The organism is Bradyrhizobium sp. MI1.4, from assembly GCF_055811315.1.
In genome coordinates, this window is record NZ_JBVVPP010000026.1 from 37508 (window position 1) to 57709 (window position 20202).

Genomic DNA, 20202 nt, shown 5'->3' on the forward strand with positions numbered 1-20202 from the left:
CGACAATACCCTCACCGTGACTCCACCGGTAAGAGTCCAGATCGTGAACGCAACGGCGGTCCCAAAAAAATGCCGGAGGCGGTGTTCCAATTCACGTAGTTCCTCGGGTGATTCGGCAGGATGTGCCGTGTGTTAGCGGCCGGTCGAGCCGAATCCGCCGGTCCCGCGATCGGTCGCGGACAATGTCGACACGGGAACCAGCGCGGCCTGCACCATTGGCGCGATCACCATCTGCGCGATGCGCTCGCCGCGCTTGACCACGAAGGCGGTCTGGCCGTGGTTGATCAGGATCACCTTGATCTCGCCGCGATAGTCCGCGTCGATCGTGCCCGGTGAGTTCAGCACGGTGACGCCGTGCTTGGCCGCAAGCCCGGAGCGCGGCCGCACCTGCGCCTCGTAGCCGGGCGGCAACGCGATCGCGAGTCCCGTCGGCACCAGCGCGTATTGGCCGGACGCGAGCGTCAGCGGCTCGTTCTCAGGCACCGCCGCCATCAGGTCGAGACCGGCGGCATCATTGGTCTGATAGGCCGGCAGCGGCAGCCCCTCCGCATGGGGCAGGCGTTGCAGTTCGACGGTGACTTTGGTGCTCAAGATGCGGGCTCCCGGGATTTGCCGGTCACGCTCTTTGCGATATGCGCGACCAGTTCGATGGCGACCTGTTCCTTGGTCATCGCCGGCCAGGAATCAACTGCAAGCTCGCCATCCTTCTCACCGCTCTTGCGGCTGATGAGGTGCACGGTGTTGCGGTCCCCGCCCATGACGCCGGTTGCGGGGGAGACGTCGTTGGCGACAATCCAGTCGCAGCCCTTGCGGGCAAGCTTCGACTTGGCGTTGTCGATGAGGTGCTCGGTCTCGGCGGCAAAGCCGATCACCAGTGGCGGCCGCTGGTCGGTCAGCTTGGCGATCGTCGCGAGGATGTCGGGGTTTTCGACCAGCTGGAGCGGCGGCATGCCGGCCGAAGTCTTCTTCAGCTTCTGCTCGCCTTCATTGGCGACCCGCCAGTCGGCGACGGCGGCGGCGAAGATCGCGATGTCAGCGGGGAGCGCGGCCCGCACCTGCTCCAGCATCTGCCGTGCCGATTCCACATGCTTGACTGTCACGCCCTGGGGATCGCTGAGATCGACCGGGCCGCTGACCAGGATTACCTCGGCGCCCGCGGCCTGTGCCGCGGCGGCGATCGCAAAGCCCTGCTTACCGGAGGATCGGTTGGCGATGTAGCGCACCGGATCGATCGGCTCGTGGGTCGGACCAGCCGTGATCAGCACGCGCTTGCCGGCGAGGGGGCGCGGCACCGGCGGCCGCAGCAGTCGCTCGGTGGCAGCCGCAATTTCGATCGCCTCGGACATGCGACCGATGCCGGCTTCACCGGCTTCCGCCATCTCGCCGGAATTCGGCCCGATCAGCATCACGCCGTCGCGTTGAAGTTGCGCGACATTGCGCCGCGTCGCCGCGTTGTTCCACATCAGCGGGTTCATCGCCGGCGCGAGCAGGACCTTGCGGTTGGTCGCAAGCAGGATGGCGCTGGCGAGATCGTCGGCATGGCCGTTGGCCATTTTGGCCATCAAATCCGCGGTCGCAGGCGCCACCACGATCAGGTCGCACTCGCGCGCCAGCCGGATATGACCGGCGTCGAACTCGCTCTGGGGATCGAACAGGTCGGTGTAGACGCGCTCATGCGAGAGCGCGCTCACGGCCAATGCCGTGACGAATTGTTGCGCCGCCTTGGTCAGCACGCAGCGGACCTCGATCCGCCGCTCCTTGAGCCTGCGGATCAGGTCGAGCGATTTGTAGGCCGCGATCCCGCCGCCGATGATCAGGGTGACGTTGGCCTCGGGGAGGGCGCCGCTGCGCTGGGGCGTGGGGGTGGCGGAAGCCGCGGGCGGCGCCGTGAACGGCGTCAGGGGCTCCTCGCGGCCCTCGATCAGCTCGCCGAGGATGACCCGGACCTCTTCCTCGACCGACCTGCGGTTCCTGGCCGAGCGCAGCCTAAGGTAAGTTTTGATGCCTTCATCGAGCTTGCGAATGGTCAGGCTCGCCATGACGCCCCTCCAGCACAAATGATGGCGATGCTATCATTCGCATGATTGCACTGCAATCAAAGATTCCGGACGGCGATCAGGATGCCGATGAAGGTCGCGGCGATGATCCAGAGCGCCACGGTGCGCCAACGGTTCTTGCGGCCTTCGCTGCGGCCCATCGCCGCGATGCTCTCCGGCGACAGCCGGATGCCCTCCCGGGTCATGGTCTCCAGCTGTTCGAGCACCGCAACCGAGCGCGCGGCGATATCAGGCAGGCGCATCAGGATGCGCGCGAGATCGCCGGTGCCGGAGATCGCGCCCTGGACCCGGCCGATCGGACCGAGATTGCGCTCGATCCATTCCCGCACCACGGGGTCGGCGACCTTCCAGATGTCGAGCTTGGGATCGAAGCCGCGTGCCACGCCCTCGACCACCACCATGGTTTTCTGGAGCAGGATCAGCTCGGGCCGCGTGGTCATGTCGAACAGGCCGGTGACCTCGAGCAGCAGCGTCAGCAGCCGCGCCATCGAGATCTCTTCCGCCGTGCGGTTATGAATGGGCTCGCCGATGGCGCGGATCGCTTGCGCGAAGTTCTCGACCGAGTGATGCGCCGGGACGTAGCCTGCCTCGAAATGCACTTCCGCGACACGACGATAGTCGCGGGTGATGAAGCCGAGCAGGATTTCGGCAAGGAAGCGCCGCTCCTTCATGCCGAGCCGGCCCATGATGCCGAAATCAACCGCGACGAGGCGACCGGCGTCATCCAGGAACAGATTGCCCGGATGCATGTCGGCGTGGAAGAAGCCGTCGCGCAGCGCGTGGCGCAGGAAACTCTGAATCACCTTGCGGCCGAGATCGGGCAGGTCGACCTGCGACTCGGCCAGGCGCTTGTGATCGTTCAGCGCGATGCCGTCGATCCACTCCATCGTCAGCACGTTGTGCGTGGTGCGGTCCCAGTCCACGGTCGGTACGCGGAAATCAGGATCGTCGCGCGTGTTCTCCGCCATCTCCGACAGCGCCGCGGCCTCGAGGCGCAGGTCCATCTCCATCGCGACCGAGCGCGACATGGTGTTGATGACCTCGATGAGACGCAGGCGCCGCGCTTCGGACGAATAGGACTCGGCCTTGTATGCGACGAAGAAGAAGTCGGAGAGGTCGCGGCGGAAGCGTGCGGCCACGTTGGGGCGCAGCACTTTCACGGCGACTGCCTTGCGGATGCCATCGCGCAAGACTTCGCCGCGATGCACCTGTGCGATCGAGGCCGCTGCGACCGGCGCACTGAGGCTCGCGAATACGTCCGTCAGCGGACGCTCCAGCGACGTCGCGATCACGGCTTCCGCTTCGACTTGCGAAAACGGCGGCAGGCGATCCTGCAGGCTTTCCAGATCACGCGCCATGGCAACGCCGACCACATCGGGGCGCGTCGCCAGAAATTGCCCGAGCTTGAGATAGGCCGGGCCCATCCGGGTCAGCGCGCGCGACAGCCGAGGCCCGTCCTTAGGGCCGCCCCGTTCGACGATGCGCGCAAGCTTCAGCGCGAGCTGTCCGGGCGGCGGCACCAGGCTGGGATCGACGGCGCCGAACACGCCCTCGCGCGCGAATACGAACGCGGCGCGCATCAGGCGCGCACTATGGGTTATGGCAGAGATCACAAACGCCAGCCCGAATGCAGTGCGACGATGCCGCCGGACAATATCTGCCAGTTCACGCGGGCGAAGCCGGCATTACGGATCATATCGGCGAAGGCGTTGGGTCTTGGGAACTTGCGGATCGACTCGACCAAATATTGGTAGGACTCGGCGTCACCCGTGATCATGCGGCCGAGCGGCGGGATGACCTTGAACGAGAACAGGTCATAAAGACGATCGAGTCCGGGCATCTCGACGGTGGAGAATTCCAGACAGAGGAAGCGGCTGCCTGGCTTGAGCACGCGATAGGCCTCGGCCAGCGCGAGATCGATCCGAGGCACGTTGCGAATGCCGAAAGCGATCGTATATGCGTCGAAGCTGCGGTCGGCGAAGGCGAGCGCTTCCGCATTGCCCTCGACGAAATCGACCTGGGTCTTGAGATGCCGCTTTGCGGCGCGCTCGCGGCCTACCTCCAGCATCCCGGAATTGATGTCGCAGACGGTGGCATGGAAGCCGGGGCCTGCGGCCTTGGCGGCGCGGAACGAGATGTCGCCGGTGCCGCCGGCAACGTCGAGCAGCGCGAACCGCCGGTCGCCTCGCGGCGGGTCGAGCGCGGTGATCATGATGTCCTTCCAGACCCGATGCAGGCCACCGGACATCAAATCGTTCATCAAATCATAGCGCGACGCCACGCTGTGAAACACATCGTTCACCAGCGTCTGCTTGTCGCCCAGGGGGACGTCCCTGAAGCCAAAATGCGTGGTTTCGCCCGGCCGATCCATTACTCTACTCCACGAGGCGGACCATAGCGCGCCCGCCGCAATGGCGCTATCACACCGCCCTCATAAGGTGAATGCCTGACCATGCCCGAATTGCCCGAAGTCGAGACCGTCCGCCGCGGCCTTCAGCCTGTCATGGAGGGTGCGAAAATCCTGGTCGCGGAGACCCGCAGGCCCGATTTGCGCTTTCCTTTCCAGCCGGATTTCGTGGCCCGACTGAAGGGGCAGGTCGTCACGGGGCTCGGCCGCCGTGCAAAATATCTCATGGCCGATCTCGCCTCCGGCGACGTGCTGTTGATGCATCTGGGCATGTCGGGTTCGTTTCGCGTCATCAAGCCGGACAACGAGGCTCAGCCGGGCGAGTTTCACTATCCGCGAGCCAAGGACTCCGCGCACGATCACGTGCTGTTTCGGATGTCCTCCGGCGCCGACATCATCTTCAACGATCCGCGCCGCTTCGGTTACATGAAAGTGATCGCGCGCAGCGCGCTCGACGAGGAGCCGCTGCTGCGCGGGCTCGGGCCCGAGCCGCTTGGCAACGAATTTGACGCCGCGATGCTGGCGCGATCCTGCGCCGGCAAGACCACGAGCCTGAAAGCCGCGCTGCTCGATCAGCGCGTGGTCGCCGGGCTCGGCAATATCTATGTCTGCGAAGCCCTGCATCGCTCGCATCTGTCGCCGCGCCGGATCGCCGCGACGTTGTCGACCAAGGCCGGACAACGCAAGGGCGTTGCCGGGGGCGAGCCGACCGACCATGCAAAGCGACTGGTCGGCGCGATCCACACCGTGCTGAACGACGCCATCAAAGCCGGCGGCTCCAGCTTGCGCGATCATCGCCAGACCTCGGGCGAGCTCGGCTATTTCCAGCACTCGTTCAAGGTCTACGATCGCGAGGGCGAGAAATGCACCACGCCGCGATGTGGCGGCATCGTCAAGCGTTTTACGCAGAACGGCCGGTCGACCTTCTGGTGTCCGAAATGTCAGAAGTGAAAATCAGGCTCGTATCCGAGAGGTCGTAAGTTCAGCGGCGGTGACGAGCCCACCACGACCGTCATTGCGAGCGCAGCGAAGCAATCCAGAATCTTTCCAACGAAGCAGTCTGGATTGCTTCGTCGCAAAGCTCCTCGCAATGACAGCGGAGATAGGGTTTCCCAAAAACGCGAAGCGAAGCAATCCGGCCGGGCTGGTGGCCGGATTGCTTCGTCGCTAAGGCCCTTCCGGATGGTGAAGGTCCGGCTGCCATCCGAGCGATACCCCCGCTCAGGACGCCAGTATCGTAGTTTCATCGGCGGCCAGCTCGGCGGCGACGTGCAACATTCCATCCGCGGCCGCGATGACCTGGTCGATCAAGACATTGGTGGTGACGTCGAGCTCGAGCCGGGTCTCAATCCAATGCCAGAGGCCGCGGATCTCCTCGGTCGACTTGCCGTTCGGCGCGAATTCGCTCACCGCAAGGCCGCTGGCGAGCGAGTCCTGGTGATCGTTGCGCATCACGATCAGGGGACGCGCGAGCACCTCGGCGAGATCAAGCGCTGCTTCCTCGGCGAGCGTGTTGGCGGCGTTGTCGATGCGCTGGCCGCGGATCGGGGTTTGGTTCAGCACGAAGCTGTAAGGCCGCTTCCAGGCGCGCGCGACGCTCAGCGTCGAAACGGTGGCTTCGATGTCGGCGACGCTCGGGCGTGCCGGGATCAGGCAGAGGTCGGAATGGCGGATCGCGGCGGTGGTCGCGGCGCTGAGGCCGGCGGCGGTATCGACGATCGCAATCTGGAGACCGCCGTCGGCGAGCATCTTCAGGCGCGGCTCGATATCGGCGGCGTGATAGATCGGCTCGACGACGAGATCATCGGTGGTGCGGCGGCGCTGCCAGTTCGACAGTGTGCCCTGCGGGTCGGTTTCGATCAGGCGAACGGTGAAGCCGGCCTGCTTGGCTGCCAGCGCGAGGCCGATGGCGAGCGTGCTCTTGCCGCTGCCACCCTTTTGGGTGGCCAGTGCGATCGTGTGCATTGAAGATCAATCCTTTGGAGTGCTTGGGTCTCGGGAAACGCCACGCGAACGTGCATCGATCTCGATGCTGAGCTCTTCTCGCTCAGGACGTGCCGGCCCGATCCAAAGGAGATCGCCGAGGTCCGAATCAGCAGTCACGATGATGGCGGAATCGGGAATACCAGCGAATCCGTACCATTACTGGACCCGTACTCGTACGTGTGCTGTGCTTGCAGCCGTGAATAATAAGGACAAGCGGCATGGGCGGAAACTGGCGCGACCGGACGACGGCGAATTTCGAATGCCAGAAGATGCCCGCGGTATCGAGCCGCGGCATGGTGGTCAGCAACCATCCACTGGCCTCCAGCGCCGGCGCGGAGATGCTGGCCGCCGGCGGCAACGCCATCGAGGCCGCGATAGCGACCCTGTTCACGCTGACCGTGGTCGAGCCGATGATGGTGGGCATCATCGGCGGTGGCATGGCGCACATCCGGCTCGCCGACGGCAGCCACCGTTTCATCGACGGGCAGAGCACCGTGCCTGCGGCGGTGCTTGACACCAGCTACACCCCCACGCCGGGTTCCGCGCATGATGTGTTCGACACCGTCGGCAATGAAAATCTCAACGGACCAAAGGCGGTCGCTACGCCGGGCTCGCCGAAAGCCTGGTGCGAGACGCTGCGCTGCTTCGGCACCATGAGCCTTGCCGACGTCATGCAGCCCGCGATCAAGCACGCCGCGCGCGGCTATGCGACGACACCCTATCTGCACGAATGCATCACCGAGAGCGCCGCCGAGATGCGCAAGGACAAGCCGATCGCGGCGATCTATCTGCCAGACGGCGAGCCGCTCAAGGTCGGCGAGCGCGTGGTACAGGCCGAGTATGCCGAGACGTTGCGGCATATCGCCGACCACGGCGAAAAGGCGCTCTATGAGGGGCCGCTTGGCGATATCCTGGTCGACTATATGGAAAAGGCCGGCGGCTTCATCCGGCGCAACGATCTCACCAGCTACAAGACCGTCGAACGGCAGCCGATCCGCGCCGATTACCGCGGCTGGACTATCTTTGGCCCGCCGCCGCCCGCGGCTTCCGGCGTGCATATCGCACAGATGCTGAACATCCTGGAAGGCTACGACATCCAAGGCCTCGGCTTCGGTACGCCCGAGACCATCCACTATCTTGCCGAGGTCCTGAAGATCGCATTCGCCGACCGCGCCGCGGCCAGCGGCGATCCTGATTATGTCGGCGTCCCCGTGGAGCGGCTGACCTCGAAGGCCTACGCCGAGGAGCGCCGCGCTGCGATCGATCCGGCACGGGCGCAGAGCTGGGGCGCCGGCGTGTCGCAGCTTGAAGGCGCTCACACCACGCACATGACGGCGGCGGATGCGTTCGGCAACGTGGTTGCGACCACGCAGACCATCAACAATCTGTTCGGCGCCAAGATCATGATCCCGGGCCTGGGCGCCATCGCCAACAACTACATGAACCTGTTCGATCCGCGTCCAGGCCACGCCCTGTCGCTGGCGCCGGGCAAGCGGGTGACGACCTCGATGTCGCCGATGATGGCACTCCGTGATGGAAAGTTGCGCTATGCGCTCGGCTTGCCCGGCGGAAAACGAATCTTCCCGAGCGCGATGCAGGCGCTGCTCAATCTGATCGACCACGGTATGAGCTTGCAGGAAGCAGTCGAGGCGCCGCGGGTCTGGACCGAAGGCAATGCGCTTGAGGTCGAGCAGAGGGTGCCGGAGAGCGTGCGCGCGAAGCTCGCGGAGCTCGGCCACAAGGTGCAGCCTGTCGCGGCAGTCGCCGGCGGCATGAATGGTATCGCCTTCCACGACGACGGCACCATGAGTGGCGCCGCTTGCTGGCGTGCGGACGGCACGCCGGTCGGGATCTCGGGTGGTCTTGCGAAGGCCGGGATCAGGTTCAGGCTGAGCTAGGTCTCATGCCCCGGACGCAGCGCAGCGCTTCTTCAGCGGCGCGCATTTCATGCCGCACCGCGCCCGGGACACGAGAGCTACTTGCGCACGCAGATCACGCGCACGACAGCGGCTTTCGCATCTGTGGACGTTCCGTTCGCCGCGACACCGTTCGCCTTCAGGAAATCGCGCACCGTCTCCGCGGAGACCATCACCGCCTGCGACGCCGGCACCGACGTCGCGGGGCCCGCAACCATCGCCGGCTTCAATAGTGCGATGCCGGCGAACTTGCCGTCGCCGTCGATGGCGGGGCTGCCGGAGAAGCCGACAGACGGTGGCGGTGAGAGTGGGGAATCGCCACCACCGACGGATGCCAGCGTAGCCTTGAGGCTCGACACACCCGCGGCTCCGCCCTGGCTCTGCGGATCCGCGATACCGATGACATCGACACTCGTCTTCGCTGCGCCGGCCGCGAGGTTGAGGGGCTTCAGGCCGCGGGCGCCGTAAATATGCAGCAGCGCGAGGTCGTGTTCCCGGTCCTCGGCGAGACGGTCGGCGCTGCCATAGCCGGCGATCGTGATCGCGAGGCAGCTATCAGTGACGAGGCGGTCCGTGAGGATCGCGCCATCGTCGCTGACGACAATGCCGGTGCCATATTCGACGGTCTTGCGTGGCGGCGGCCCCGCCTGTGGCCCCGACGGAAACGCGTTGAAGGCGCTCGACATCGCGATCACGACCGGCTCGACCGTGTTCTCGGTCGCCTGATCGTAGAGGATCGTCATGATGCGGACCTCGTCACCCCTGGAGGTGCCGCGCAAATAGAATTTCTTCAGGCCCTGCAGACCCGACAGCACGAAGAAGTCGGGCTTTACCACGGTGTAGTCGACCTTGCGACCCGGCTCTTTCTTCTCCGCTTCGGCAAGCTTGGCTGTGGTCGGGTTCGCCTCCTTGCGGCGGCTGAGCAGAACCTGCACCGTGCCAGTGGGCGAGGTCCATTTCGAGCCGTTGGCGTCGGTCGCCTGCTGCGGCACCAGCTTTGAGGGAATGCCGAGCCGCGCGCCGCTGGTCATTTCCGTCACGATCTTCCAGCCGACGCTGTCCTGTTTGCGGCGCGCGGTCTCGGCGAGCGCTGCGCGTTCCTGCGGATTGAGCACGCCGGTCGCCTTGCCGCCCTTGGCCTTCTGATACTCCTTGATGGCCTCGACCAGGCGCGCGCTGACGTCGCCGGTGATGGCGCCGTTATACTGGCCGACCCAGGCGAGGTCGGACTGCAGCGACAGCCGCTCCGCCTGCGCCATGGCATCGGCCGTCGCAGCCGGCGTCTGCAATGCAGGAGGCCGGATCGGAACGGTCTGGACCGGCTTCGGCTTGGTGCCGGGAAGCTGCGGTGTCGTCATCTGGGCGTTCGCGCCTGTCGCAGCCGCAAACATCAGTGTTGCCGCAAGCATCGATCTCATGACAAATCCAGCCCGCCCATTGAACGCAATGCCATTGAAGCACATCTCGTTGGTCGCGAACAATGTTGCGGTGGTTCAGACCGGCAGGAGAGGTCTAGCTCCTCATCCTGAGGAGCCGCGTAAGCGGCGTCTCGAAGGATGAAGGCCGTGCAGCCGCAGCGGGGCCTGCATGGTTCGAGACGGCGCTTCGCGCCTCCTCACCATGAGGAGAGGATCTGGAAGGATAACGATGCTGAGCCCGGACGAACTCGAACGTTATGCCCGCCATATCGTGCTGCGCGATGTCGGTGGCCCCGGCCAGGCTGCGCTGAAGCGGGCCTCCGTGCTGGTGATCGGCGCCGGCGGGCTCGGTGCGCCCGCTTTGATGTATCTGGCGGCCGCCGGCATCGGTACGCTCGGCGTGGTCGATGACGACGTGGTGTCGCTGTCGAACCTCCAGCGCCAGGTCATTCACACCACGCCCGATATCGGCCGGCACAAGGTCGAGAGCGCGGCCGAACGGATCTCGGCGCTCAACCCGCATGTCCGCTTCGTCGGTCACGCCACCTGGCTCAATGCCCACAATGCGCTGTCGCTGATCGGGGACTATGACCTCGTGCTCGACGGCTCCGACAATTTCTCGACCCGCTATCTGGCCTCGGACGCCTGCTTCTTCGCCAAGAGGCCGCTGATCACGGCGGCGCTCGGCACCTTCGATGGCTCGCTGACCACCATCCGCGCGCATGAGACAAACGAGCAGGGCGAATTCAATCCGACCTATCGCTGCCTATTCCCGGAAGCGCCGCCGGCCGGGACCGTGCCGGCGTGCGCGGAAGCCGGCGTCATGGGCGCGCTCGCGGGCGTGATGGGCTCGATGATGGCGCTGGAGGCGATCCGCGAGATCGTCGGCTTTGGCGACGGCCTCGTCGGCCGCCTCCTGATGATCGATGCGCGCGCGATGCGCTTCGAGACGCTGCGTTACGCGCGCGATCCCGCCAATCCGCTCAATGGCGATGGGCCTGTGATCACCGATCTCAGCGCCCATCGCACTTGATTGCAGACGTTATGCTGTGGCCGGCTTCTCGCTGTCGAGATGCGCCATCTGCTCGGCGGCGTAACGCGTGCCGGCAGCGACATCGGGCGGGAAGGCCGTTGCCAGCACGGCGAGATGAGCCGGCGTCAGCGTGACCTTGGCCGCGCCGAGTGCTTCGGTGAGGCGGTTGCGGGTGCGGGCGCCGACCAGCGGCACGATCTGCTTGCCTTGCGCCGCCACCCAGGCGATCGCGACCTGTGCCGGCGTCGCGCCAATCTCAGCGGAGATGGCGCGCAGCTGCTCCACCAATGCGAGATTGGCATCGAGATTCGATCCCTGGAAGCGCGGCGTCATCAGCCGGTAGTCCTTGCCTGTCTTGCCGGAGTCCTTCGACCAATGGCCGCTGATGAGGCCGCGCGCCAACACGCCGTAAGCCGTGATGCCGATGCCGAGCTCGCGGCAGGTCGTCAGGATGTCGCGTTCGATGCCACGCTCGATCAGCGAATATTCGATCTGAAGATCGGCGATCGGGTGCACGGCATGCGCGCGGCGGATGGTGGCGGAGCCGACCTCGGACAGGCCGATATGTTTGATGTAGCCGGCCTTCACGAGATCGGCGATGCCGCCGATGGTCTCCTCGATCGGAATGTTGGGATCGAGCCGCGCCGGACGGTAGACGTCGATGTAGTCGGTGCCGAGCCGCTGCAGCGAATAGGCGAGGAAGTTCCTCGTTGCGGCCGGCCTCGTGTCCATGCCGGTGAATTCGCCAGCAGGACCGCGCAGCGCACCGAACTTGACACTGATCTGCACCTTGTCGCGCGGCACCTCCTTGAGCGCTTCGCGCACCAGCATTTCATTGTGGCCCATGGCGTAGAAATCGCCGGTGTCGACCAGGGTGATGCCGGCATCCAGTGCGGCGTGGATCGTGGCGATGCTCTCGCCGCGATCGGCGGGGCCGTAGACCTCGGACATGCCCATGCACCCGAGACCGAGAGCGGAGACGGTGGAACCGGTCGAACCGAGTTTGCGCTGTTCCATGATGGCTCTCCTCGAAAGGCGCTGACTGCGCCGCGTGACGAGGCCTGATATGCGCTTGATCGATTGCGCCGATAAGCTGGACAATCGAGAATGGCTTGTTCACATTAACGAACAATGGCTGAGCCCGACCTGCGTGATCTCGACGTCTTCATGGCGGTCGCCCGCACCCGCAATTTCCGGCGCGCGGCGATCGATATTCGTGTGTCGGTGTCGAGCCTTAGCCAGCGATTGCGGGACCTGGAGGAGCGCCTCGGCGTCCGCCTGATGAACCGCACCACCCGCAGCGTCGCCCTGACCGAGGCGGGCGAGCTGCTGCTGTCGCGCGTGGCTCCGGCGCTGCGCGATGTCGGCGACGCCCTCGATCAGGTCCGCGGCCTGCGCGAGATGGCCTCGGGCCGGCTGCGCATCAACGCGCCGCCGCCCGCGGTCGATCTCGTGCTGGCCCCCATGATCGGGCCGTTCCTCAAGGCCTATCCGCAGGTCGACCTCGACATCGTCTCCGAGAGCGGGTTCGTCGATATCGTCAGCGCGGGCTTCGATGCCGGCGTGCGTTATGGCGAGCATCTCGCGCAGGACATGGTCGCGATCTCGCTCAGCGGCCCGCAGAGCTATGTCGTGGTCGCTTCGCCCGATTACCTCGCGCGCCGCGGCAAGCCGGAGCATCCGAAGGATCTGCTCGACCATGATTGCATCCGTGCCCGCTACTCCAGCGGTGTCATGCACGATTGGGAGTTCGAGAAGGCCGGCCAGCTCGTGAAGGTCGATCCGCCGGCAAAGCTGATCTCGACCAACATGGGCCTTTCCATGCGCGCCGCGCTCGACGGCGCCGGCATCTGGGCGACGCTTGATGGTTATGTCGGCGAAGCCCTGAAGTCCGGCGCGCTCGTCAGTCTGATTCAGGATTGGTGCGAGCCGTTTCCCGGGCCGTTCCTGTACTATCCAAGCCGGCGACAAACGCCGCCGGCGCTGCGGGCCTTTATCGATTTCGTTGCCGACTGGCGCAAGCGCGAAACACGCAGCAAATAGACGTCAGAGCATGCTCGGCAGCACGCGGTCCGGCGGCTTGTGGGCGTCGAGGAAGGTGCGGATGTTGATGATCACCTTCTCGCCCATCTCGACCCGGCCCTCGATCGTGGCCGAGCCCATATGCGGCAGCAACGTCACCTTGCCGGCCTTGGCGAGCCGCACCAGCTTCGGATTCACCGCGGGCTCGTGCTCGTAGACATCGAGGCCGGCGCCGCCGATCTCGCCGCCTTCGATCAGCTTGATCAGGGTGTCCTCGTCGGTGACCCCGCCGCGCGCGGTGTTGACGATGTAGGCGTCCTTGCGAATAAGCTTCAGCCGGCGCGCCGACAGCAGATGGTAGGTCGCCGGCGTGTGCGGACAGTTCACCGAGATGATGTCCATCCGTGCCAGCATCTGGTCGAGGCTTTCCCAATAGGTCGCGCCCAGCTCTTCGGCGATCTTCGGCGCCACCGGCCGACGATTGTGGTAGTGGATCTGCAAGCCGAAGGCGCGGGCGCGGCGTGCGACCGCCTGGCCGATCCGGCCCATGCCGATGATGCCGAGGCGCTTTCCGCCGATGCGATGACCGAGCATCCAGGTCGGCGACCAGCCCGGCCATGGTTTTCCTTCCGTCAGAATCGAGGCGCCTTCGATCATCCGCCTGGGCACGGCGAGGATCAGCGCCATGGTCATGTCGGCGGTGTCTTCGGTCAGAACTTTCGGCGTGTTGGTGACGGTGATGCCGCGGGCATGCGCGGCCTCGACATCGATGTTGTCGACGCCGTTGCCGAAATTCGCGATCAGTTTCAACCTGCAGTCGGGCTGGTTGACGATGTCGGCGGAGATGTGATCGGTCACGGTTGGGACCAGCACGTCGGCGGTACGGGCGGCTTCCGCGATCTGCTCGGGCGACATCGGCGTGTCGTCGAGATTGATCCGCGCGTCGAACAGCTCGCGCATCCGGGTCTCGATCGAGTCCGGAAGCTTGCGCGTCACCACGACGAGGGGCTTTTTCTTCACCGACATGTCCTGCCCTCATGAGGCGTTGCGAGCCGCCTCTGTCGCCAAAGGCCGGCCGTTGAGGCCTCATTAACCCGGTTGTTCGACACTGCGCTTGCCGTGTCGTCCCCGGCGTTTCCTTCAAGCTCTCCCGACATTTCCGGCCGGAAAATCGGGACAAACCGGTTGTTCAGATGTCCGTCCTCTCTAGCAGAAGGCGGGGCCAAGACAAGAACCACGGGTAAAGGGCTCGGGAACACCCGCGTGGGGCGGGGTCAGGGGCGACAGCGGCCTGGTTTGGGAATTTAGGGGCGAGGGATCGGCTCGGCCGGACCTTCGACAGGAGACGGGTTGATGGCGTTGGGGCGTTTTTGTTCGGTGATGGCGCTCGTTTGCACCTGGTTGAGCGCTTCGGTCAGTCCCGGGCATTCGGCAAAGGACAACACCCCTCAGACGGCCTCGGGCCTCCCGGTGCCGCGCTACGTCAGCCTGAAATCGGATCACGTCAACGTCCGCGCCGGCCCGACCAAGGACAACGACGTCGCCTGGGTCTACACCCGTTCCGGCCTGCCGGTCGAAATCACCGCCGAGTTCGAGAACTGGCGCCGGGTCCGCGATTCCGAGGGCGCCGAGGGTTGGGTCTATCACTCGCTGCTGTCGGGCCGCCGTACCGCTGTCGTCACCATGAAGCACAAGGACGAGCTCGCGCCGATCTACGACCGCGCCGATCCCGAGAGCGCGGTTGCGGCCAGGCTCCAGGCCGGTGTCGTCACCCAGGTGAAGAAGTGCACTGCAAACTGGTGCCGCGTCAGCGGTAACGGCTTTGACGGCTGGATCCAGCAGGAGCGCCTCTGGGGCGTCTACTCGGACGAGCAGGTGAACTGATCTGGGCGGGAGCGGAGCTGTTGCTCCACCGTCATGCCCGGGCATCCACGCATTTTTTGACGCCTGACCGAATAACGTGGATAGCCGGGACAAGCCCGGCCATGACGATCAAATCAGCAGTTCAGGATAGATCTCAGCGCTTCTTGCGCAACCGTACGACCATGTCGATGCGGGCGATCTCGTAACCCGCGGGCACCTCAGGCATCTTGGACAGCGCCAGATGCGGATCCTCGATGTCGACCAGCTCATGGCTGTTCTCGAGGTAGTAGTGATGGTGGGTCGTGACGTTGGTGTCGAAATAGGTCTTGGTGCCGTCGACGCTGACCTGACGCAGCAGACCGGCATCGGTGAGCTGGTTCAGCGTGTTGTAGACGGTCGCGAGCGAGACCGGCACCTTGGCCAGCGTCGCTTCCTCGTAAAGCATTTCAGCCGTGAGGTGACGTGCACCCTTGCCGAACAGGAGCCAGCCGAGCGCCATGCGCTGGCGCGTGGGGCGAAGCCCTGCGGACTGGAGCATTTCGTTGACGTCGTGCCACGGGCAGCCGGTCAACGCCGGCTGGCGGCCGGACATAAGAGCCGCCGCATGGGCCTCTTCGTCGCGATGGGGCGCGTTATTTTCGTTCATTTCCAGCTTCGGGCACGCGTGAACACTGTCGTTGCCCAACATATATGGAGAGATAGATGCAGATGCAAGTTTCTCGCAACTAGAGTGGTTCTAATCAGGCAGGGAACCGGGGTGGCGGCCCGTCATTTTACCTTCATGAGAGCGCTTTGCTACCCGAAATGGCCTGTGTTAGAGAGCCCGCGGTTCCGCTTAACCCATTTTGGCGCGACCCGGCATTGAGGGCCGCTCGCTATCCATCCAGGGTCCTTCGGTATTCTCGCTGACAATGGCAACAGATGTCGCCTTTCGAACAGGATGGGGCCCATTTTCGCCGGAAACGCCGCTCAATCGGGGTTTGAACACAAAGGCTTCCGCATGCTGAACAGGCGCAACGGTTACGAATATGAAGATCTGCTGGCATGTGCCCGCGGCGAGATGTTCGGCCCTGGCAATGCGCAATTGCCGCTGCCGCCGATGCTGATGTTCGACCGCATCACGGACATCAGCGAGACCGGCGGCGAATTCGGCAAGGGGGTGGTGCGCGCCGAGCTCGACGTGAAGCCCGACCTCTGGTTCTTCGGCTGCCACTTCAAGAACGATCCGGTGATGCCCGGCTGCCTCGGGCTCGATGCGCTGTGGCAAATGGTCGGCTTTTATCTGGGCTGGAGCGGCGGTGAAGGTCGTGGTCGCGCGCTTGGCCTGAACGAGCTGAAGTTCAGCGGCCAGGTGCTGCCGGAGGCCCGCAAGGTTGTGTACAACATCGATATCAAGCGCGTGATGCGTTCAAAGCTGGTGCTCGGTATCGCCGACGGATGGCTTTCGGTGGATGACCAGATTATCTATCGCGCAAAGGATTTGAAGGTCGGCCTGTTCAAGCAGGGCACGAGCCTGGGCTGAGCGCATCACCACGAAGACAACGATTGAGGCGAGGCTGTCATGAGGCGGGTTGTGGTCACCGGGATGGGCATTGTCTCCTCCATCGGAAACAACACCCAGGAAGTGCTTGCGAGCCTTCACGAGGCGAAGTCGGGCATTTCGCGGGCTGAGAAATATGCCGAGCTCGGCTTCCGCTCCCAGGTGCAGGGTGCGCCAACGCTCGATCCTTCGACGGTAGTCGACCGCCGCGCCATGCGTTTCCTCGGTCAGGGCGCGGCGTGGAATCACGTCGCGATGGAACAGGCGATCCAGGATTCCGGTCTTTCGCCCGACGAAATTTCCAATATTCGCACCGGCATCATCATGGGCTCCGGCGGTCCGTCGGCGCGCACCATCGTCGAAGCCGCCGACATCACCCGCACCAAGGGACCGAAGCGTGTCGGGCCGTTTGCAGTGCCGAAGGCGATGTCCTCCACGGCCTCCGCAACGCTTGCGACCTGGTTCAAGATCAAGGGCGTGAACTATTCGATCTCGTCGGCCTGCGCGACGTCGAACCATTGCGTCGGCAATGCCTATGAAACGATCCAGATCGGCAAGCAGGACGTCATCTTCGCCGGCGGCTGCGAGGAGCTGGACTGGTCGCTGTCGGTGCTGTTCGACGCCATGGGCGCGATGTCCTCGAAGTACAACGACACGCCTGCGACGGCCTCCCGTCCCTACGACGTCAACCGCGACGGCTTCGTGATTGCCGGCGGCGCCGGCGTGCTGGTGCTGGAAGAGCTCGAGCATGCCAAGGCGCGGGGCGCACGCATTTACGGCGAGATCGTCGGCTATGGCGCGACGTCCGACGGCTACGACATGGTCGCACCATCAGGTGAGGGCGCCGAGCGCTGCATGCGCATGGCGATGTCGACCGTGAAGACCAAGGTCGACTACATCAATCCGCACGCGACATCGACCCCGGCCGGCGATCCGCCGGAGATCGACGCACTCCGCAGGGTGTTCGGAAGCGGCGAGAAGTGCCCGCCGATCTCGGCGACCAAGGCGCTGACCGGTCACTCCCTGGGCGCAACCGGCGTGCAGGAAGCGATCTATTCGCTGCTGATGATGAACAATGGTTTCATCTGCGAGAGCGCCCACATCCAGGAGCTCGACCCCGTGTTCGCCGACATGCCGATCGTGCGCAAGCGCATCGACAACGTCAAAATCGGCACCGTGCTGTCGAACTCCTTCGGCTTCGGCGGCACCAACGCCACGCTGGTGTTCAGCCGGCTGGATGCGTAATTTTGGCACGCTGTCATGCCCCGCGAAGGCGGGCATCCAGCACGCCGCAACTTCTCGATTTGCAGTAATCGCCTCGAAATACTGGATCGCCTGCCCCAGTGCGCAAGTGCGCGCAAGGCGGGCGATGACGCCGGAATAATGGGAGCTATCAGGCAATGGAAGGCTTAATGAAAGGCAAGCGCGGTCTGATCATGGGCATCGCCAATGATCATTCGATCGCCTGGGGCATGGCGAAGACGCTGCATGCCCACGGCGCCGAGCTTGCCTTCACCTTCCAGGGCGAGGCGCTGGGCAAGCGTGTTAAGCCGCTGGCGGAGCAGCTTGGCGTCGACATGGTGCTGCCCTGCGACGTCGAGGACATCACCAGCGTCGACGCCACATTCACGGCCTTGCGCGAAAAGTGGGGCCGGCTGGATTTCGTGATCCACGCGATCGGCTTCGCCGACAAGAACGAGCTCAAGGGTCGCTACGCCGACACCAGCCGCGAGAATTTTTCGCGCACCATGGTGATCTCCTGCTTCTCCTTCACGGAAGTGGCAAAACGCGCCGCCGAGCTGATGACGGAGGGCGGCAGCATGATCACGCTGACCTTCGGCGCCTCGGAACGCGCGATGCCGAACTACAACGTGATGGGCGTGGCCAAGGCGGCGCTGGAAGCCTCGGTGCGCTATCTCGCCTCGGATTTCGGACCGCGCGGCATCCGCGTCAACGCGATCTCCGCCGGCCCGATCCGCACGCTCGCCGGCTCCGGCATCGGCGAGGCGCGCGCCATGTTCGCCTTCATGCAAAAACATTCGCCGCTCCGCCGGGGCGTGACGCTCGACGAGCTCGGCGGCTCGGCGCTGTATCTGTTGTCGGATCTCTCCGGCGGCGTGACCGGCGAGATCCACTATGTCGATTCCGGCTACAACACCGTCCTGATGCCGCGGCCGGACGATTTGAAGGCGCAGGATTAGCTCTCGTAGAGTGGGCAAAGGCGCGCAAGCGACGTGCCCACGATTTCTCAATAATCGAGACCAGTTCCTGCTGCGAAGGACGTGTCGATCAGCGCGCGTCGCTGTTGCGCGCCGCTCGTTGAACCCCGATCAGCAGCGGCAGCGTCTTGTCGAGGCTTTCCGTCAGCATGGCACGCACGTCGTCGCGCAGTGCGGGATTGTCGGCGGCATCTTCAGGGCGGGTTGGAAACGATTCTGCGGGTAGTTCGCGATAGGGGCCGCCGATTTGCACGCCCAAGAGCCTCTGCACCATAAGGGAATGATGCGTGTTGATCAGCGCAGAACTCTGTCTGACAACGGAGAAGTCGCGCCCATCGAAGATGCGGACAAACGCCAGGGCGTAGAGATAGATGCGACGCCCGAGCACCACATCATGGTTGAGGATGCCGAAGCCGCGGACCGTATAGTTGGATGATCCGAAAGGGCTGATTGAATTGAGGATCTGGATGTAGTGCCGGCAATTCGTTCCTTTCACGACGTCGCGCATGTATTGGGCCAGCTCCGCATTGAGATCGCGGAACAACCTGTCCTTCAATGTGTCCTTGGACTCATCGCGGGGAGGAAATTTCGCCGGGTTGTAGGGGATTCTCAGAACGGACACGCCGGCAGGGATCGTGGCGCGAATCCGCGCGAAGATCAGATCATTGAGTCCCCAGCCCGGGATCGGGACGACCGTCTTCTTGTGCTGAAATACGGTCAGGCCGGTCGTCAGCACGGTGAACTCATCGCCGGTGGTGACGACGACACCGAAGTCGCACGGGCCGCCGACCACGGGAGCGGGTTTGCCCGTCGCTTCACGCCGCGTGGTCGTCTTGTTGTTGCTTTGCTTGACGGCTGATCCTGCCGTTTCCGCCCCTGGTGGTACCAATTTGGTCTGCGCCCAAGCAGATGTCGAAAAGCACCACGCGACGGCCGCAAGGACGACGAGCCGGGCCAAAACGTCAAATGCAGCCCAGCCGCAGGAAGCTGACGAGCGATAGTCTTTGTCGCGTCCCCTCGGCAAAGGCGCTTACTCGCCCTTGATATACGCGGGTAGATACCTGTCCAGCTGGGCCGTGAGCAGACTGCGTGTGCTGTCACGCAGCAATGCACTGCTGGTCACCTGTTCAGGGGTCTTGGGAAATTCGAGATTGTTGAGGATTTGCATATTGTCGTTCTTGTTGGAGAAACTCGAAGCAATCACATCGCCGAAGCTGCGGGTAGGCGCCCGATGGATGTCGAAAGTCCGTCCGTCAAAAACGTTTATGCGGAAATAGGAAACCACGACGCCGCGCCCGGAAGGGCTCGCCCAATTCTTGTAGACCCCGAGGCCCTCGATTGATTGATTGGTGCCATCCACCGAAACGCGGGCTTTCGTGGCTACGACGTAGCGTTCGCAATTTGCAGCTCCGGCGATCTGCCGCACCAGCGCCGTCAGGTCGTCGCGGTCATTGCGGAACAGTTTCGCTTCCGGATGATAGTACGGCCTAAAGGCTCCGCTTGCGTAAGCGACCTTTCGGACAGCCGTGCCGGGAGCCGTGGCGCGAACCCTCGCGACGAACAGATCATCGATACCCCACGTCTCGATCGGCGCCTCCATATACTCGTTGCCGAACATCGTGAGGCCGACATGTTGCACCGAGAACTGGTCTCCGATCGCGGAAATGACGCCGATCTGACAGGGGCCGCTCTCCGCCGCAACTGGCTGTTGTGCAGCCGGTTTGGCCTTCGGCGCCGTTCT

19 protein-coding genes are annotated in these 20202 nt (G+C 64.2%); 8 read left to right on the top strand and 11 right to left on the bottom strand.

What is annotated here, in order from left to right:
* Positions 1–132: 132 nt before the first annotated feature.
* The 4 genes from dut to ubiE are packed head-to-tail and all read right to left on the bottom strand — an operon-like array spanning position 133 to position 4428.
* Positions 133–591 carry a dUTP diphosphatase gene (dut, locus tag AC0L23_RS24795; protein ID WP_085362020.1) on the bottom strand — a complete coding sequence of 153 codons (459 nt, stop codon included), beginning with the start codon at positions 589–591 and terminating at the stop codon, positions 133–135.
* The gene (gene coaBC, locus AC0L23_RS24800) at positions 588–2039 is read right to left on the bottom strand and encodes a bifunctional phosphopantothenoylcysteine decarboxylase/phosphopantothenate--cysteine ligase CoaBC (protein ID WP_085362019.1); all 1452 of its coding nucleotides are present in this window, start codon (positions 2037–2039) and stop codon (positions 588–590) included. Before coaBC ends, dut begins: the two co-directional genes overlap by 4 nt.
* A 56-nt stretch (positions 2040–2095) precedes the next feature.
* On the bottom strand, positions 2096–3670 hold the full coding sequence (gene ubiB / locus AC0L23_RS24805) for a 2-polyprenylphenol 6-hydroxylase (RefSeq protein WP_085362018.1): 1575 nt from the start codon (positions 3668–3670) through the stop codon (positions 2096–2098).
* Positions 3667–4428 carry a bifunctional demethylmenaquinone methyltransferase/2-methoxy-6-polyprenyl-1,4-benzoquinol methylase UbiE gene (gene ubiE / locus AC0L23_RS24810; RefSeq protein ID WP_085362017.1) on the bottom strand — a complete coding sequence of 254 codons (762 nt, stop codon included), beginning with the start codon at positions 4426–4428 and terminating at the stop codon, positions 3667–3669. The genes ubiB and ubiE overlap by 4 nt, the downstream gene beginning before the upstream one ends.
* An 81-nt stretch (positions 4429–4509) precedes the next feature.
* On the opposite strand from ubiE, the gene mutM reads away from it, so the two are divergent.
* Positions 4510–5415, top strand: coding sequence for a bifunctional DNA-formamidopyrimidine glycosylase/DNA-(apurinic or apyrimidinic site) lyase (gene mutM, locus AC0L23_RS24815; protein ID WP_085362016.1), 906 nt, complete (start codon positions 4510–4512; stop codon positions 5413–5415).
* A gap of 270 nt (positions 5416–5685) precedes the next feature.
* On the opposite strand, the gene AC0L23_RS24820 is transcribed toward mutM, so the two are convergent.
* Entirely contained in the window at positions 5686–6429 is a 744-nt protein-coding gene (locus AC0L23_RS24820) for a ParA family protein (RefSeq protein WP_085362015.1), read from the bottom strand.
* 239 nt (positions 6430–6668) lie between these two features.
* On the opposite strand from AC0L23_RS24820, the gene ggt reads away from it, so the two are divergent.
* Positions 6669–8348, top strand: a complete 1680-nt coding sequence (gene ggt, locus AC0L23_RS24825) for a gamma-glutamyltransferase (RefSeq protein ID WP_085362014.1) — start codon at positions 6669–6671, stop codon at positions 8346–8348.
* Positions 8349–8425: 77 nt separating this feature from the next.
* Here ggt and AC0L23_RS24830 read toward each other — a convergent pair whose 3' ends face one another.
* On the bottom strand, positions 8426–9784 hold the full coding sequence (locus AC0L23_RS24830; protein WP_085385575.1) for a serine protease: 1359 nt from the start codon (positions 9782–9784) through the stop codon (positions 8426–8428).
* Between the two features lie 229 nt (positions 9785–10013).
* Here AC0L23_RS24830 and AC0L23_RS24835 point away from each other — a divergent pair, with 229 nt between their 5' ends.
* On the top strand, positions 10014–10817 hold the full coding sequence (locus AC0L23_RS24835) for a HesA/MoeB/ThiF family protein (protein ID WP_085362013.1): 804 nt from the start codon (positions 10014–10016) through the stop codon (positions 10815–10817).
* 9 nt (positions 10818–10826) lie between these two features.
* Here AC0L23_RS24835 and AC0L23_RS24840 read toward each other — a convergent pair whose 3' ends face one another.
* Complete coding sequence (locus AC0L23_RS24840) at positions 10827–11834, bottom strand: aldo/keto reductase (protein WP_085362012.1); 1008 nt, start codon at positions 11832–11834, stop codon at positions 10827–10829.
* 114 nt (positions 11835–11948) lie between these two features.
* Between AC0L23_RS24840 and AC0L23_RS24845 the strand changes: the two genes are divergently transcribed.
* Complete coding sequence (locus AC0L23_RS24845) at positions 11949–12860, top strand: LysR family transcriptional regulator (RefSeq protein WP_085362011.1); 912 nt, start codon at positions 11949–11951, stop codon at positions 12858–12860.
* A gap of 3 nt (positions 12861–12863) precedes the next feature.
* Here the strand turns inward: AC0L23_RS24845 and AC0L23_RS24850 are convergent, their stop codons facing one another.
* The gene (locus tag AC0L23_RS24850; protein WP_018455785.1) at positions 12864–13865 is read right to left on the bottom strand and encodes a 2-hydroxyacid dehydrogenase; all 1002 of its coding nucleotides are present in this window, start codon (positions 13863–13865) and stop codon (positions 12864–12866) included.
* A 327-nt stretch (positions 13866–14192) separates the two neighbouring features.
* On the opposite strand from AC0L23_RS24850, the gene AC0L23_RS24855 reads away from it, so the two are divergent.
* Positions 14193–14723 carry an SH3 domain-containing protein gene (locus AC0L23_RS24855; protein WP_026233024.1) on the top strand — a complete coding sequence of 177 codons (531 nt, stop codon included), beginning with the start codon at positions 14193–14195 and terminating at the stop codon, positions 14721–14723.
* 133 nt (positions 14724–14856) lie between these two features.
* Here the strand turns inward: AC0L23_RS24855 and irrA are convergent, their stop codons facing one another.
* Complete coding sequence (gene irrA, locus AC0L23_RS24860; protein WP_018455787.1) at positions 14857–15348, bottom strand: iron response transcriptional regulator IrrA; 492 nt, start codon at positions 15346–15348, stop codon at positions 14857–14859.
* Positions 15349–15702: 354 nt separating this feature from the next.
* On the opposite strand from irrA, the gene fabA reads away from it, so the two are divergent.
* The 3 genes from fabA to fabI all read left to right on the top strand — a co-directional run bounded on the left by fabA (position 15703) and on the right by fabI (position 18443).
* Positions 15703–16224, top strand: a complete 522-nt coding sequence (gene fabA, locus AC0L23_RS24865; protein ID WP_007603915.1) for a bifunctional 3-hydroxydecanoyl-ACP dehydratase/trans-2-decenoyl-ACP isomerase — start codon at positions 15703–15705, stop codon at positions 16222–16224.
* A 39-nt stretch (positions 16225–16263) separates the two neighbouring features.
* A complete protein-coding gene (gene fabB, locus AC0L23_RS24870; protein WP_026233025.1) occupies positions 16264–17487 on the top strand; it encodes a beta-ketoacyl-ACP synthase I in 1224 nt (407 codons plus the stop codon).
* A gap of 155 nt (positions 17488–17642) precedes the next feature.
* Positions 17643–18443 (top strand): enoyl-ACP reductase FabI, encoded by an 801-nt coding sequence (gene fabI / locus AC0L23_RS24875; protein WP_085349883.1) that lies wholly within the window; start codon positions 17643–17645, stop codon positions 18441–18443.
* Between the two features lie 88 nt (positions 18444–18531).
* On the opposite strand, the gene AC0L23_RS24880 is transcribed toward fabI, so the two are convergent.
* Positions 18532–19485, bottom strand: coding sequence for a hypothetical protein (locus AC0L23_RS24880; RefSeq protein ID WP_085362010.1), 954 nt, complete (start codon positions 19483–19485; stop codon positions 18532–18534).
* Between the two features lie 6 nt (positions 19486–19491).
* On the bottom strand, positions 19492–20100 hold the full coding sequence (locus AC0L23_RS24885; protein WP_240543372.1) for a hypothetical protein: 609 nt from the start codon (positions 20098–20100) through the stop codon (positions 19492–19494).
* Between the last annotated feature and the right edge of the window lie 102 nt (positions 20101–20202).